Annotated in this window: 21 protein-coding genes and 1 tRNA gene; 14 read left to right on the forward strand and 8 right to left on the reverse strand. The window is 64.3% G+C overall.

All coding sequences use genetic code 11. The features are described from left to right. The first annotated feature begins 223 nt into the window (after positions 1-223). From FFS27_RS16530 to FFS27_RS16545, 4 genes are all read left to right on the forward strand, one after another. Positions 224-300, forward strand: a tRNA-Val gene (locus FFS27_RS16530). Positions 301-491: 191 nt separating this feature from the next. Further along, entirely contained in the window at positions 492-929 is a 438-nt protein-coding gene (gene tsi4, locus FFS27_RS16535) for a type VI secretion system immunity protein Tsi4 (RefSeq protein WP_003099162.1), read from the forward strand. A gap of 4 nt (positions 930-933) precedes the next feature. Next, positions 934-1,521, forward strand: coding sequence for a type IV secretion system toxin Tse4 (tse4, locus tag FFS27_RS16540; protein ID WP_003099160.1), 588 nt, complete (start codon positions 934-936; stop codon positions 1,519-1,521). Positions 1,522-1,719: 198 nt separating this feature from the next. Next, entirely contained in the window at positions 1,720-2,241 is a 522-nt protein-coding gene (locus tag FFS27_RS16545; protein WP_003119901.1) for a hypothetical protein, read from the forward strand. Positions 2,242-2,260: 19 nt separating this feature from the next. Here FFS27_RS16545 and FFS27_RS16550 read toward each other — a convergent pair whose 3' ends face one another. Further along, the gene (locus FFS27_RS16550) at positions 2,261-2,431 is read right to left on the reverse strand and encodes a hypothetical protein (RefSeq protein WP_003090834.1); all 171 of its coding nucleotides are present in this window, start codon (positions 2,429-2,431) and stop codon (positions 2,261-2,263) included. 160 nt (positions 2,432-2,591) lie between these two features. On the opposite strand from FFS27_RS16550, the gene FFS27_RS16555 reads away from it, so the two are divergent. Continuing rightward, positions 2,592-2,816, forward strand: a complete 225-nt coding sequence (locus tag FFS27_RS16555) for a hypothetical protein (protein WP_003126372.1) — start codon at positions 2,592-2,594, stop codon at positions 2,814-2,816. A gap of 33 nt (positions 2,817-2,849) precedes the next feature. Here FFS27_RS16555 and FFS27_RS16560 read toward each other — a convergent pair whose 3' ends face one another. After that, on the reverse strand, positions 2,850-3,683 hold the full coding sequence (locus tag FFS27_RS16560; RefSeq protein ID WP_023101120.1) for a 5'-nucleotidase, lipoprotein e(P4) family: 834 nt from the start codon (positions 3,681-3,683) through the stop codon (positions 2,850-2,852). 370 nt (positions 3,684-4,053) lie between these two features. Between FFS27_RS16560 and FFS27_RS16565 the strand changes: the two genes are divergently transcribed. The 3 genes from FFS27_RS16565 to FFS27_RS16575 all read left to right on the forward strand — a co-directional run bounded on the left by FFS27_RS16565 (position 4,054) and on the right by FFS27_RS16575 (position 5,591). Continuing rightward, positions 4,054-4,293 carry a hypothetical protein gene (locus FFS27_RS16565; protein WP_003099145.1) on the forward strand — a complete coding sequence of 80 codons (240 nt, stop codon included), beginning with the start codon at positions 4,054-4,056 and terminating at the stop codon, positions 4,291-4,293. A gap of 86 nt (positions 4,294-4,379) precedes the next feature. Then, the gene (locus FFS27_RS16570; RefSeq protein WP_021264939.1) at positions 4,380-5,159 is read left to right on the forward strand and encodes a PhzF family phenazine biosynthesis protein; all 780 of its coding nucleotides are present in this window, start codon (positions 4,380-4,382) and stop codon (positions 5,157-5,159) included. A 21-nt stretch (positions 5,160-5,180) separates the two neighbouring features. After that, positions 5,181-5,591: a nucleotide triphosphate diphosphatase NUDT15 gene (locus FFS27_RS16575; protein WP_021264938.1), complete on the forward strand. Its 411-nt coding sequence runs from the start codon at positions 5,181-5,183 to the stop codon at positions 5,589-5,591. Positions 5,592-5,740: 149 nt separating this feature from the next. Here the strand turns inward: FFS27_RS16575 and FFS27_RS16580 are convergent, their stop codons facing one another. Both FFS27_RS16580 and FFS27_RS16585 read right to left on the reverse strand, forming a co-directional pair. Further along, the gene (locus FFS27_RS16580) at positions 5,741-6,223 is read right to left on the reverse strand and encodes a DUF6632 domain-containing protein (protein WP_021264937.1); all 483 of its coding nucleotides are present in this window, start codon (positions 6,221-6,223) and stop codon (positions 5,741-5,743) included. Positions 6,224-6,228: 5 nt separating this feature from the next. Further along, a complete protein-coding gene (locus FFS27_RS16585; RefSeq protein WP_003108887.1) occupies positions 6,229-7,197 on the reverse strand; it encodes an enoyl-CoA hydratase/isomerase family protein in 969 nt (322 codons plus the stop codon). A gap of 87 nt (positions 7,198-7,284) precedes the next feature. Between FFS27_RS16585 and FFS27_RS16590 the strand changes: the two genes are divergently transcribed. Further along, a complete protein-coding gene (locus FFS27_RS16590) occupies positions 7,285-7,866 on the forward strand; it encodes a TetR/AcrR family transcriptional regulator (RefSeq protein ID WP_021205536.1) in 582 nt (193 codons plus the stop codon). Between the two features lie 341 nt (positions 7,867-8,207). Continuing rightward, positions 8,208-9,107, forward strand: a complete 900-nt coding sequence (locus tag FFS27_RS16595) for a Dyp-type peroxidase (RefSeq protein WP_003119903.1) — start codon at positions 8,208-8,210, stop codon at positions 9,105-9,107. A gap of 47 nt (positions 9,108-9,154) precedes the next feature. Here FFS27_RS16595 and FFS27_RS16600 read toward each other — a convergent pair whose 3' ends face one another. After that, positions 9,155-9,850 carry an alpha/beta hydrolase gene (locus FFS27_RS16600; RefSeq protein ID WP_003090823.1) on the reverse strand — a complete coding sequence of 232 codons (696 nt, stop codon included), beginning with the start codon at positions 9,848-9,850 and terminating at the stop codon, positions 9,155-9,157. A gap of 348 nt (positions 9,851-10,198) precedes the next feature. Between FFS27_RS16600 and FFS27_RS16605 the strand changes: the two genes are divergently transcribed. Next, a complete protein-coding gene (locus FFS27_RS16605; RefSeq protein WP_003099127.1) occupies positions 10,199-10,390 on the forward strand; it encodes a hypothetical protein in 192 nt (63 codons plus the stop codon). A 14-nt stretch (positions 10,391-10,404) separates the two neighbouring features. Here FFS27_RS16605 and FFS27_RS16610 read toward each other — a convergent pair whose 3' ends face one another. Further along, positions 10,405-10,593, reverse strand: a complete 189-nt coding sequence (locus tag FFS27_RS16610) for a hypothetical protein (RefSeq protein ID WP_003090821.1) — start codon at positions 10,591-10,593, stop codon at positions 10,405-10,407. A gap of 270 nt (positions 10,594-10,863) precedes the next feature. Here FFS27_RS16610 and FFS27_RS16615 point away from each other — a divergent pair, with 270 nt between their 5' ends. Beyond that, positions 10,864-11,073, forward strand: a complete 210-nt coding sequence (locus FFS27_RS16615; protein WP_003090820.1) for a hypothetical protein — start codon at positions 10,864-10,866, stop codon at positions 11,071-11,073. 111 nt (positions 11,074-11,184) lie between these two features. Then, complete coding sequence (locus FFS27_RS16620) at positions 11,185-11,529, forward strand: cupin domain-containing protein (RefSeq protein WP_003090818.1); 345 nt, start codon at positions 11,185-11,187, stop codon at positions 11,527-11,529. 42 nt (positions 11,530-11,571) lie between these two features. On the opposite strand, the gene FFS27_RS16625 is transcribed toward FFS27_RS16620, so the two are convergent. Both FFS27_RS16625 and FFS27_RS16630 read right to left on the reverse strand, forming a co-directional pair. Beyond that, complete coding sequence (locus FFS27_RS16625; RefSeq protein ID WP_003090816.1) at positions 11,572-11,943, reverse strand: hypothetical protein; 372 nt, start codon at positions 11,941-11,943, stop codon at positions 11,572-11,574. 156 nt (positions 11,944-12,099) lie between these two features. Further along, entirely contained in the window at positions 12,100-13,380 is a 1,281-nt protein-coding gene (locus FFS27_RS16630) for an OprD family porin (protein ID WP_003090815.1), read from the reverse strand. Positions 13,381-13,744: 364 nt separating this feature from the next. Between FFS27_RS16630 and FFS27_RS16635 the strand changes: the two genes are divergently transcribed. After that, the coding region (locus tag FFS27_RS16635) for a hypothetical protein (RefSeq protein WP_137952102.1) at positions 13,745-14,013 on the forward strand (269 nt) is incomplete at its 3' end.

The raw sequence follows: 14,013 nt of genomic DNA on the forward strand, positions 1-14,013 counted from the left end.
GACAGGCGTAATAGGAGGAGGGGTAGGGGGTGTGCGGCATCTTGCACCTCTGTTTTTTATTTTTTACGGATGCCCGGATGCTACCCGAGTCGAAATCGGCCGGCTAGCCTCCGTGCAAAATTTTCAACGGACCCCATGAAAATAAAAATTCCACTTTTTCAGAGAGTTAGCGAAAAAAAAGCTTGACGGTGTTTTTGGGGTCTGTAGAATGCGCGCCATCAGCAGGCACGTAGCTCAGTTGGTTAGAGCACCACCTTGACATGGTGGGGGTCGTTGGTTCGAATCCAATCGTGCCTACCAAACAAATCCCGCGCTGCTGGCGGGACAAGAAAGGCGATCCGAAAGGGTCGCCTTTTTTCGTTTGCGCCCCGAAAAAGGCCGCTCGGCCCGTGCTCGCCTGGGCTCGCGCTTCATCGCATAGCCGCTATTGACAGCGGGGGCGGTCTTTTCCGACCCTAGCGCCTTCACGGATGATTCAGGCGACAAGGCTCATGACGACCTCTTCCGGTTCGCGTATCGGCGGACTTCTTCACGCTTCCCTTTTTTCCCTGCTCGGACTCGGCCTCCTGCTCGCCGGCGGTTTCAAGACCGTCGAGCGGTACCATTTCCTGCGTACTGCGCAGGAAGCCCAGGGGACGGTCAGCGCCTTGAATGCCGGCGGTTCGCATCCGCAGATCGATTTCACCAGCGTTTCCGGCGAGCGGATTTCCTATCCCCAGGGCGGCTTCATCTTCGGCTACCAGGTGGGCGAGCCGGTTCGCGTCCTCTACGAGGCTGGGCGGCCGGCGGCCAGCGCGATAGTCGACGATGCCGGCGCGCTCTGGGGAACCAGCGCTTTCCTCTGCGGCTTCGGCGCACTCTTCGGTATTGTCGGGTTCAGGGGATTGCTGGGCCTGCGTTCTTCCCAACCGACCTCAAAAGGACATTGAAGTCATGTCGCAACTTCCCATTCCCTTGCCCCTCAACGAGAGTCGCTGGCGCTACGTGACGGCCAGTGGCGGAGGCATGACCGTGGCCTTCCTGGCGGGTAGCGGCGGCTCCATCACGTTGCTCTCGCCGGAGGGTGAGAACGTGTCCTTCCGCTATGGCGGGGTGGGCGGCGGGATCGGACTGGGCATGCGCCTGCCGCGCTTCGGCAAGGTCAACCTCAATGTCAAGGGCAAGAGCGTTGGCGGGGCCGGTGCGCTGGAGGCGTTGCCGAGCACCGGAACCGTCTTGGTCGCGGACGGCCTGGTGGGGCGCGACCTGTCCCGCGGCGACTTCACCGGGCCCTGCATGTACGTCGAACTCGGCGCGGGAGTCATCGCCGGCGGTTCGGGCACGGCGATCCTCTTCGGCCTCGATCCCAAGCTGCTGGCGGCGGTGGCGCTGGCGAGCGCCTCGCCATTGACCGCCGCGCTGGGCGCCAGCATGTCGCGGCAATTACTGCAATCGTCCCGTGGCGCCCTGTTGATGGCCGGGGTCAACGTCGGTGCACAGTTCGGCGGCGGCGCGGCGGCTTACCTGGGGGCGTTGTTCTGATGCAGGAGGGCGATCCGGGAGGATCGCCCTTTTTACCTTGCGCAGGCGTGCGGCGGTCAGGGCTCCGTTGAGTTCCATGGCCAGCGGGGCGGTGGCGGAAATCGTTACCGGCGCGGGGAACGGTCGTCGGAGATTCCGAACCGGCGTGGATCGGTTCTTTCCAAACAAGTCCATCCACTCGTTCGAGGTGTCGTGCTTGTGTCCAGGTTGATCATGCCCGGAGGGCCGTTGTCGCAAGAATCCGATGTCCGGATCTTCTGTTCAGCCAAGGAGCGGCTGGACTTCTACCGGCGGGAAATCCACTACGAGACGGGCCAGCTATCCAGTCGGACCAACGCCTACCTGACGGCACAGTCGTTCCTGGTCATCGCCTACGCCTCGTCGATGGCCAACCTGAACCCGGCCTGGGGCGAGCTGTTCACCCTGGTGGTGCCGGCGCTCCTGGCACTGCTCGGGATCGTCAATTCCCTGCATGCCTGGCCGGGCATCCAGGCATCCTCGGAGATCATCTGCCACTGGCAGTTCAAGCAGTCCTGCCTGCTGCACAGCGATCCGGAAATCGGCCTGGCCTACGATGATTCGCCATTGTTCAGCGAACGCGAGGTCAACCGCGGCAGCTTCGAGAAAACCTTGCTGTTCTCGCGACGCGTGCCGTTTCTGTTCGCCGGCTTCTGGTGTGCGCTGGGCGTGTTTTCGCTTTGGCTGCAACTGGCCGGCTAGCGGCGCCGCGCTGCCGGTCTCAGTGGCTGGGCGGCAGGCACAGGTCGATGCCCAGCAGGCGGGCGCCCAGGCCGCGCAACAGATAGGTCTCGATGTGACTGCCGTCCGCACAGTCGAGCTGGTAGCCGAGGGCCAGACCGGCGGAAAGGAGGACGAAGAAGAACAGGCCGATGTGCTGGAGTTTGCTCATAATGCTTTGGGTCGGTGGCAGGAGGCAGGGGCGATTCTAGTGCAATTCGACGAGCGCCCGGAGTGGGTGCGTCCTTTTGCCGGCCCGCTGCGAACGGACGTTGACGTGACGGGCGGGCGCATTTATAAGTCCGCCACCTCCAGCGAGACGACGGTCGAACATGCGCGACGAAGACGACATCTACGAGCCCGAGCACGACCACCTGCTGGACAACGAATACCTGGAGGACGAGTTCGACGCGGCGTCCGCCGAAGACTACGCCGATGGCGGTGAGGAGAGCGAAGCCGGGCCGGCCTGGCAACCCTGCGCTTGCTGCGAGGACGTGCTGGTAGCGAGGGACGCGGACGGGCACTACGTTTGCGCGGAGTGCGCGGCGCTCGACTGACGACGGACCTTCCCTGGTGCGCCGTGTAGGGTTTCAGTCGCCGCCCATCCAGGCGCCCTGGCTCGCCGCGGCGCGGAAGCGGGCGCGGTTGGCCGGCGTGTCGGCGGGTTCCGACTCACCGAAGATGGCTTTCATCCAATGGCCGTCGGTGGGATTGGGGAAGATCACGTACTTCTCGCCGAATGCCTTGCGGTCCTCGTCGAGCAGCCGGTTGCGCTGCATCACGTCGTCGACGTAGTAGCGGCGCTGGAAGTCGTTCAGGTTGTCGCCGAGCATCAGCAACACGTCGTACTGCGCGGCGATGGCCTTCTGCGCCGGCTCTTTATTCGAGCTGTCGCGCAGGATGGTCACATGCTCTGCGTCGGCGAACGGCATGCGCAGGGCGCGCATGTTGCCCAGGGCATACTCCAGGGTCTTTTCGCCCTGGTCGCGGCTGGACACGTAGAAAATCTCCACGCCTCGGGACCTGGCGTATGCGAGGAACTCCAGGGCGCCGGGGGTCAGGCTCGGGCCGTTGGCTGCGACCCAACGGTCCCAGACGGCGTCGTCGAAGAACTCCTTGTCCTGGCTGAGCAGGAAGCTCCAGTAGCTGTTGCTGCCGAGCAGTGTATCGTCGAGGTCGCTGATGATCGCCGGTTTCCTCGCCCCGGGCTGCCGCGCGGCCAGCGCCCGGTCCAGTCGATCGCGGGCAACGTTGAAGCCCTGGTAGTAGAGGGCGCGGTATTCGGCGGCGGTCTGCCGCCAGGCGACTGCGGCGGTGAGCAGGTTCGAGGCTGGCGTTGCGGCGGGCATCTGCTCCTGGGCGTGGAGCAGGGAGCTGGCCAGCAGCAGGGTGGCGGCGATTATTGTTGTTCTGGTTCGTGGCATGGATGGGTCCTGGGCAGTATGTCCGCGCGGGAATGGCGGTGTGTTTTCATACTTCAAGGCGTGCGGTACCACAATCGCGATGGCGCAATGACGTAACCGATTGACGCGTTGTCCGGGAAGCGGCTGCGGCGGGCAAAAAAAATCCCGGCCGCGTGGAGCAGGCCGGGAAAGGATCCAGGGATGTACAGCGCCCACAGCTTATGTCGGCGGCGGTTTCGATGAAGCTGCCGGATCTGGTAGGCGCGATTTTCGCGTCGATGTGTGACCCGCTTCGCCGACTATCCTGGCAAGTGGGGTCGCGAACCAATAGGATTTGCGGGTTTTATTCAATCTGGGTGAATGCGTGCAGGAAATCTACTCTGAAGAACAGATGCGCAAGGCGCTGGGCCTTGCGGAAACACGACCGAAAAAGGCCCGGACCGAGGCTAGCCAGCCGGTCCGCTACACCATCGTCGAACTGAGCGTGCGCAAGGACGGGGCGGGATTGCCGCTGCGTTTCGAACATCGCTCGCGCTCCATCAGCAAGGTCACCGCGCAACTGGAAGCGGAGAAGGAAGCCAAGCGCCAGGGTTACCAGGTCTGGGCGCTGCTGGATATCCGTCAGATCTGAGCGAGGCGCCTGCGCGGGGCGCGGCATTGTCCTGGTCTCGGTCCGGCTGCTAAGGTGCGCAGCCCATCGATACAGGAGTCCGGAACATGGAACTGACGATCTTCCAGGTCGACGCATTCGCCGACAGTCCCTTCCAGGGCAATCCGGCGGCGGTCTGCCCCCTCGATGCCTGGCTGGACGACGAGCGCCTGCAGGCCATCGCGGAAGAGAACAATCTTTCGGAAACCGCCTTTGTCGTCGGCCGCGACGGCGACTATCGATTGCGCTGGTTCACGCCGCAGGTCGAGGTGGACCTGTGCGGCCATGCGACCCTGGCGACGGCCTGGGTGCTGATCCACAAGCTCGACGACGCTTCCCCGGTACTGCGTTTCGCCACCCGCAGCGGCGAGCTGAGCGTACGGCGCGAGGGCGACTCGCTGGCGATGGACTTCCCGGCCAAGCGTCCGGAGCCTTGCGCGACACCGGACGGACTGCTGGAGGCGCTGGGTATTGCCGAGGCGGAAGTGCTGAAGACCGACGATTACCTCGTGGTGGTCGACGACGAAAAGACGATCGCTGCCCTGGCGCCTGACTTCGCCCGGCTGAAGGGCTTGCCGTGCCGCGGGGTGGCGGTGACCGCGCGCAGCCAGCGCTTCGATTTCGTCTCGCGCTGGTTCGGGCCCAACGTCGGCGTCAACGAAGACCCGGTGACCGGTTCCGCGCATACCTCCCTGGCGTCGTACTGGGCGCAGCGCCTGGGCAAGACCCGGCTGAGCGCCGAGCAGGGCGGGGCGCGCAAGGGGCGCCTGGAATGCGACGTGCGCGGCGAGCGGGTGGTCATCTCCGGCAAGGCGGCGTTGTACATGAGCGGTACGCTCCATCTCTGATCCCGAAGCAGGAGTGCGACGATGCCGGTACCGCAGGTAGGCGTGGGCGTCCTGATCTTGCGGGACGGCAAGGTGTTGCTGGGGCGCCGCAAGGGCAGCCACGGCGCTGGCTGCTGGTCGGCGCCCGGCGGCCATCTCGAGTTCGGCGAGGCGGTGGAGGACTGCGCCCTGCGCGAAGCCCTGGAAGAGACCGGCCTGGCGCTGAGCGAACTGCGCCACGGCCCGTTCAGCAATGACGTCTTCGAGGGGCGCCACTACCTCACCGCGTTCATCCTGGCCGGTTGCGCGGAGGATGCCGAGGCGCGCCTCATGGAGCCGGGCAAGTGCGACGGCTGGGCCTGGTTCGATTGGGCCGATCTGCCGGAGCCGCTGTTCGCGCCCCTGGCGAGCCTGCGCCGGCGGGGCTATTCGCCCTTCGATCCGGTGCGCTGAGCGACAGGCAAAAAAAATCCCGACCGCGGGGGAGCTGGTCGGGAAATACCCTTGGGGTTCGCACACACCGTGAGCATAGGCCAGTCCGCAACGGCATCAAGAGGAGCCTGTTCGAACTGCTAGGCCCCTTTGAGGCCGTTGCACCGTCGTCATCTCCGCTCGACGGCGAGCGAAGGGGCTGCCCGCTTGCGTTGCGGTATCCAGAACAGCATCAGCGGCACCAGCGAGGCCCAGCCCAGCAGGACATCGCCGGCCAGGTGGATGTGTTCGCCGGGCATCAACAGTCCCTGCAGGAACATCAGGCCGAAGTGCGCGGCATTGGCCGCCACGGTGAAGTCGATGAACAGCCGGTGGCGGAAGGGCTGGCTGGCGGCGCGCCAGAGGAATGCGCCCCAGACCAGGTAGATCGTCGAGATCATCAGCTCGTAGTGCTGTCCGCCGCCTTGCTGGTCGCCCCAGCGAACCAGGCGGAGCAGCAGGCGCCCGGCGTCGGAGTCGAGCAGCGACTGGTCGAGCCGCAGGAGCAGCGTGGCCAGGGCCAGGCCGAAGAACAGCAGGAAGCCGCCGGCCATCAGGCGAATGCTCAGGGTCAGCCAAGGCGTGGCGGAAACCGGGGAAGGGGAGGCAGTCATGCAGATCACCTGTAGGCCATGTCGATGGCGTTGCCTTCGGTCAGGTCGTCGAAATCCGCACGGCGGAAAGGACGCTCTTCGCGGGTGATGGTGCGCACCCGTTCGATGTATTCGCGCATGGCGCGGCGGGTATTGCCTTGGGAGGCGGCGGAGAGGAAGCCGGCCTTTTCGCTGGCCATGCCCTCCGTCCAGTCGCGGGAAGCCGCCTGGTAGATCGAACGCTTGATCAGGTGCACCGCCTGCGGCGAGCGCCGGGACAGGCGTTGCGCCAGCGCGTCGGCGGCTTCCAGTAGCTCCTCCGCTGGCGCCAGCCCGTTGACCAGGCCCAGCGCAAGGGCCTGGCGCGGCTCCAGCAGTTGTCCTTCCAGGCACAACTCCAGGGCTTTGGCCACGCCCAGGCTGCGCGCCAGCATCTGGGTGCCGCCGCCTCCCGGTATCAGGCCGATGAGTACTTCCGGTTGGCCGAGGAAGCGTTCCACCTGGTCGTCCTCGGCCATCAGGCGCAGGTCGCAGGCCAGCGCCAGCTCGCAGCCGCCGCCCAGGGCCAGGCCGTTGATCGCGGCGATGAACACCTTGTCCATGCGGCGCATGTGCGCGGTGACCTCATGGAACAGGTTCATGTCGGCGACGCCGGCCAGCAGGGTGTGACGCAGCAGCTTCCTCGCTCCAGGCAGGTGGCGCAGGAGGCTTTCGCTTTCCAGCAGCAGGCGTGTCAGCCAGGCCGGCATGGAGAAGGTGATGGGGGCGACGGCGCGCTCGATCTCGTCGACGTCGAAGTGGGTCAGGAAGACCCCATCCGCCGCTCCGGAAAGGATGACGGCACCGATGTCCTGGCGCTGCTCCAGGTCGTCCAGCAGGTCGGCCAGTTCCTGCATCACCGCCGTGGTGAGGAAGTTCGCCGGGGGATTGTCGAGCAGGACCTGCAGGACGCGTCCTCGTTGTTCTATGCGCAGGTGTCGCGGTGCTAGAGTCATTGCGGCTTCCTCATTGGATAACGATTGTTATATAACGATCATTATCCAATGTCGCGCCATCGTCTCCCCAACCAACGGATAGTCTGCATGCGCTACAAACCGGAACAGAAACAGGCCACCCGCGCCCTGTTGTTGAGCAAGGCCGCTCCGCTGGTGAAGCGCCAGGGCTTCGCCAGCACCGGCCTGGACACCTTGATGAAGGCGGCTGGTCTTACCACCGGGGCGTTCTACTCGCAATTCTCCAGCAAGGCGGAGTTGCTTGAAGCGATCCTGCAGCGCGAGCTGAGCGCCCAGCACGATGCCTTTCCGCTGGACAGCCTGGAGCAACTGGCCGGCGCCACCCGTCTCTACCTCAGTCGCGGTCATGCGCAGCATGCCGACATGGGCTGCCCGATTCCGGCGCTGGCCGCCGAGGTGGGCCGGGCAGGGCCCGAGGTGCGGGAAACCTTCGAACGCGCCCTGGAACAACGGCAACGGCGGCTGGCCGAACTGATGGGCGACGAGAACCGGGCCTGGGTGCTCACCTGCCTGTCGGTCGGCGCGGTGCTTCTCGCGCGAGCCCAGGCGAGCGAGGTGGCGCGCGACAAGGTCCTGGATGCGGCGCTGGAGCATGCGCTGGGCTTGCTTTCGGCGAGCGGAGCGGCTTCGCCGCAAGCGGACCGGGACTGATTGCACAACTGCAATGTTCGGCGTCTAGCGTCAGGCTTTCCCTCCGACAGGTAAGCCCATGAACGCCCATCATCTCGAACTCGCCAAGGCCCTGCTGGTGTTTGCCCTTGCCGTCGCCGGCCTGGTGGTCGGTCTCATGCCGATGGAGTTCTAAGCGACGCAGGTCCGGCTTCGCGCTTTTCCCTCGTCTTCGAGTGGTCTCTGGCGTTGCACCGGTTTAGGATGCGCGGGTATTTCGGAGCCGCTTCGCTTGGCGTCGCCCGCCGCTGCGCTCCGAGACCGAGCATTGCTCGAACCAGAACGAGATCGAAGGTGCATCGCCACGAGCGGCGCACGGCCTGATGATAGATGGAGGCAACATGAGCGCGGCTCAGCCAGGCATTCTCACCCCGATTCCGGTGGTGGGTCGCTACCTGTTTTTCAGTATTTCCCAACCCGAGCAGGTGGCCGCGACCTTGGCCAGCCTGGCCGCGGCCACCGATGGTTACCAGCTGGTGGTGGGTATCGGCCATTCGCTGATGCTCAGCCTCGGCAAGACCGTCGAGGGCATGAAGGACTATCCGGTGCTCGCCGCGCCCGGCATCGACCTGCCGTCCACGCCCTCCGCGCTGTGGTGCTGGCTGCGCGGCGAGGATCGCGGCGAGGTGACGCTGCGCTCGCACGCGCTGGAACGGTCGCTGGCGCCGGCCTTCCAGCGGACCGGCGCGGTGGATGCGTTCCTCTACGGCGAGGACCGCGACCTGTCCGGCTACAAGGACGGCACCGAGAACCCCAAGGGCGATGCGGCGCTCGAAGCCGCGCTGGTCTCCGGGCGCGGTGCGGGCCTGGATGGCGGCAGTTTCGTTGCTGTCCAGCAGTGGCTGCATGACTTCGACCGGATGCAGGCGATCCCCGGCGAGGAGATGGACAACATCATCGGCCGCCGCAAGTCCGACGATGAAGAACTGGAAGACGCGCCGGCCTATGCCCACGTCAAGCGTACCGAGCAGGAAAGCTTCGAGCCCGCCGCGTTCCTCCTGCGGCGCGGCGCGCCCTGGTCCGACGAGCACCGCGCGGGGCTGTTGTTCGCCGCCTTCGGCCGCTCGTTCGAGGCCTTCGAGGTCCAGTGGCTACGGATGATCGGCGTGGAAGACGGGGTGCTCGATGGCCTGTTCCGTTTCACCCGGCCGATCAGCGGCAGCTACTTCTGGTGTCCGCCCATGGCCGACGGCCGCCTCGACCTGTCCGCCCTCGGCCTCTGAGCCCGCCGCGGCAGCAGGCCAGGCCTGCTGCCGCGTCCTGCGCGGCGCTAGTGGGCGGTGGCCACGGCGGCCTCGTCGATCAGCGCCGCTACTTCCTTCGCTCGCGAGGCCAGTGACGCGTGGCTGGCATCGAGGGTGACGATCTTCCTCGGTGCGATCCGCGCGGCCATCCGCTCCTGGTTCTCCGGCGCAATCATGCGATCGGCGCTGGAAATCTGGTACCAGGAGGGCTTGCTCTTCCAGGCCGGGCTGCCGATGGCATCGCCAAAAGTGCTGGCCAGCGGAGCCTTCTGGGTGATGCCCATGACCAGCCCTTCGTCCGCAGCGAGATCCTGGCAGAAGCTTTCGTGGAACCTGTCCGCCTTCACCCAGAGATAGCCATCGCTGTCCGGCGCCAGGTTCGCTGCGGCCAGGGGCAAGTGCTCCTGGGTGATGCCACCGGGACTTTCGCCGCTGTCGGGGGCGAAGGCGGCGATATAGACCAGCCCGACCACATTCGGCTGGTTGCCGGCCTCGGTGATCACCGCGCCGCCATAGGAGTGTCCGACCAGCAGGACCGGCCCCTGTTGCTGCGCGATCATCTTGCGCGTCCGCTCGGCATCGTCCGCCAGCGAGGTCAACGGTAGTTCGACGGCATGCAGGTTGTCGTGGCCGAGGCGTTTCAGTTCGAGAATGACCTTGCTCCAGTGGGCGGCGCCGCCCCAGAAGCCGTGGACCAGGATGATCGCAGGCAGGTTGCTCATCGTGTTGCTCCCTTGTGGGTGAGGGTTGCTGGCATGAGGCATCGCCCGGCGAGCATACGAGGTCGCGATGGGCGGGCGATAGCGGGAGGCGAGGACGTTCGTCGAAAAGAACAACTCCTTGTTCCGGTAGGCGACGTGATATCGGCACGGCGGTATGTTGCAAGTCCGGACCCGACCGATCGGGTTGTCGCGACGGGCATGGAGGGGTGATCGGTCGGTCGGGTTCGCGTCTTTTCGGGGCACCCGAATCTGAAAAAATCTTGCTTCTCGCCATACCGGGGGAGCGGGGCGGGTAGATTTTCTTCCGAATCCTTCACTTTCTACCCGGTCATGGAAAAAGCTCTGAAATTGGCGTCATGCCTCTACGGCCTGCTGATCCTGCTCAGCCTGGCGATGGTCGCCTTCCTCAGCCAGTTTCCGTTTCTCCTCAGCTCGGGAGCGGAAAACCTCTCGATGTCGATCCTGCCGCTGCTGATCCCGCTGATGGTCGGGCTGGTCGTCTGCGAGGCGGTGCGGGCGGTGGTGCCGAAGAAGCGCTAGGCGCGGCGCCGGGATCAGCGGCCGAGAATGCGCTGGCGGCGCAGCCGGTACTGCTCGTAGGGAAGGCCCTGGCGGTTCAGCTCTTCCAGCTGGCGTTCGCTGGCGCTGCGGGAAAACGATTCCTCGACTATCGAGTCCGGCGTGACAGGCTGTGCGCAGGCGCTGACCAGCAGCACACCCAGGACCAGGGCAATGCGTGGCATGCGATCTCCATGGACTACGGCAGAAGGGAAAAAAAAGGCCATTACCAAGCGGGGGGAGGGTTGGTAATGGCCTGTACAAGGGACATTTGCCAGGCCTTGGGGATCTGGCGAAAAAGACGATATCAAGGGGGAATTTGATTAGCCAGCTAACAAAGTGGAATGAAGTTTTGCGGCAGGCGTAACAATTCTGTCCGAATCGTCATTCTTGCGTCACCGCCGGGACAGAGCGGTTTCGGCAGACTGCGGGGGAGTCGCCGAAGGAGATTCGTCGTGGACGATACGCTCAGGTTCGCCTCGCGCTTGTGCAAGTTCATCGTCGCCGCCAGCTTCCTGCTCGTGGCGGTCGCCAGCCTTTGCCTGTGGTGGACGGGTCAGGCCTACGAATACGCGGCGCTGGCGTTCTTTCCGTTCGCCGTACCCATGCTGCTGCTGATCATGGTCTGCGACCTGCTGGCAGCGCTGAATGGCAGGCGTCGCTGAGCGCCCGGGCTGCCTAGCGCTTTCAGCTAGGCCGATGTCGAACCCAGACAACCGGCGCCCCGCGCGTGGCCCTATGGTGAGGCATTCATCCACTGCCTTCCTGGAGCGACCATGTCAGATTTCATCACCGTACTGCGCGATACCTGTCCCGTACCCGTGCTGGACGCCACCAAGTGGAAGCGGATCGACGGCGATCCGCATACCGTCAACCTCAACGCATACGCCTCGGCGGACGGCAGCAAGCTGATGGGCACCTGGATCTGCACGCCGGGCAAGTGGGAGGTGAACTACGAACGCTGGGAGTTCTGCCACTTCCTCGACGGCTACTGCATCATCACCCCGGAAGGCGAGCAACCGGTGCACCTGAGGGCGGGCGACGTGTTCGTCATCGAGCCGGGCCTGCGTGGTACCTGGGAGGTAGTGGAGACGGTGCGCAAGTACTTCGTCTTCGCCTGACGGTATTGCCGCACGTCCGGCATGCCTGCCGGGCGTCGCGCCTCAGTCCTGGTGGACGATGCGGCGGATGGTGCCGCCGCAGGACTGGTAGCAACTGCGGTACTCGTCCTGGCAGTCGTCGCCGAAATCGAAGTTGCGCTGCGGGTAGGGACAGGACTTGCGCTTCTTCTTGTCGCTGTTCTGCATGCAGTAGTTGTAGGCCGTGCTCTGCGCCTGGTAGAGCGCCTCGTCCTGGCGCTGCTGCAGCTTTGCGAGGGTCTTGCACTGGCGCTTCTCGGCATTGCACTGGGTCACGCAGTGCAGGCCGGCATCGCTGGTCGGCGGAATGTAGGAGTAACTGACACTGGGGCCGCAACCGCCGAGCAGCAGGGCAAGACCGAGGAGGGGGAGCAGAAGGTGTTTCCGGAACGGCATTGTCGATATCGATAAGCAATGGCAAGCGAGAGCGAATGCTATCACCGGCTTTCCGATGCTGTGCGGCGCCACCCGATAAGGTTGAACTGGAGCACGAAACGCAAAAAAGAAAACCCCGGGACTGGCCCGGGGTTCTCGTCGCGCTCGAGGGTTCGATCAGAACACGCTGAACGGGTACTCGACGAAGGCACGGATTTCGTTGCCGCCACTGAAGTAGCTATCGCGGGCATCAGCGGAAACGCGAGCAAACGAGCTACGCAGGCGCAGGGTGAGGTCCTTGGCCGGGCCGCTCTGCACCACGTACTGGACCTGGTTGAAGATCTCGCGCTCCTTGCCGTTGCTGGTCTCGGCGGTCTTGATGTTGTCGCCGCGCACGTAGGCTACGCGGTAGGTCAGGCCGGGCACGCCGTACTTGGCGAAGTCCAGGGCGTAGCTGACCTGCCAGGAACGCTCGTCCTCGGCGTTGAAGTCCGACCAGTAGGAGTTGGCCAGCCAGATGGTGGTGCCGCCGTCGCCGATGCCGCCGGCGTTCTGGTACCAGCCGTAGTTGTAGCCGGTGTCGCCGGTGTTGCGCTGGTGGGCGATCATGAAGGTGTGGGCGTCGATGGTGTAGGACGCCGCCAGGCTCCAGATCTTGTTGTCGCGGTTACCGTTGAAGTTCTGGTCGGCGAAGTCGCTGTCCAGCTTGGTGCGATAGCCGTTGAAGTCGAAGTTCAGCGACTGGTCGGCCTGCAGCGGGATGGTGTAGTTCAGGTTGATGTACTGCTTCTTCAGTACGTCCTCGACGTCGGAAGCGTACAGCGAGGCGTTGAAGTGATCGGTGAAGGCGTACTTGCCGCCGAACACGTTGATGCTCTTCAGGCCGCCGCTGTCGCGCCCTTCGGCGCTCTTGCGGGATTCCGCGGTGAAGCGACCGGCGTTCAGCTCCAGGCCCTCGATCTCCTTGGAGGTGATCAGGGTGCCGCTGTAGCTTTCCGGGAGCAGGCGCGAGTTGTCGTAGCTGAGCACCGGCAGGCTGGGCATCTGGTCGCCGTACTTGAGCACGGTGTTGGAGATGCGGAACTTCACCGCCGCGCCGCCCTTGGACAGATCGTCCGCCGCGGAGCCGCTGTCGCCCTGCTTGAAGAAGTCGATACCGGCGGCGCCGCTACGACCCTTGCCGCCGTCCAAGCGAACAGCGTACATACCGAACACGTCCACACCTATCCCGATGGTTCCTTGGGTGAAGCCGGAAGTGAAGGTCGCGGTTGCGGCCTGGCCCCACTCTGCTTGGTCCTCTGTACCGTACTTCTTGTCGCGTTTGATATATGCATTGCGGAAGAACAGATCGAGGTGGCTGTCCTCGACAAACCCCTTTGCTGCTTCTTGGTCATTGGCCATCGCCTGGCTTGCAGTCGCGATGCCCAGTGCCAGCAGGCAAATCCTTTTCTTCAACATCTTATTGTTCCTGGTTGTTGGCTTGATGTGCGCTGAAATTGAAGGAAGCGCAAGGTTCGAAGTGCACGGGAGTCATTTGTCCCATTTACCGTGCGTGGCGGTTCTGGTTTCTTGTTTCTCCCGTTGGCGGCGCAACAATACCAGAACATTGTTCGATCCAAGAAAGCTTCGAGTCATTTGCTAATAACCAAAGCGCAAGGAAAGCCCCTTCCATAGGCTCTGAATCGGGCGTTGCCGGATCGCTTCGTCATGCGCCTGCAATATCAACCTTATCGATAAGTACCATGCCGCGAAGTCGCTGCAGTTCTCGCTTTGGGCGGTGATACCGTCGAATCGTGAACGGATCGACAAAGAGGGACGTGACATGAAGATTCTTATCGCTGTATTCGCCGCCCTGGCCCTGTCCGCCTGTGCCTCGCCTCCCGCTTCGAACGCCCCGGCGCTGGCCGCCAGCACCAGCAAGGCTCCCTACGATTACGCGATGTGCGTCTTGCCCAAGTGGCAACGCCAGGCGCCCGGCGTGGCGCTGGTGGAGGAAGGCCGCGGCTATCGCCTGGCGGACGCTGGGCAGTGGCTGGAGGTGCAGCCGGCGAGGGGTGGCAGCCTGGTGCGAATCCATGACCAGCAGCCCTG

It is taken from the genome of Pseudomonas sp. 2VD, assembly GCF_005503585.1.
GTDB classification, from domain to species: domain Bacteria; phylum Pseudomonadota; class Gammaproteobacteria; order Pseudomonadales; family Pseudomonadaceae; genus Pseudomonas; species Pseudomonas aeruginosa.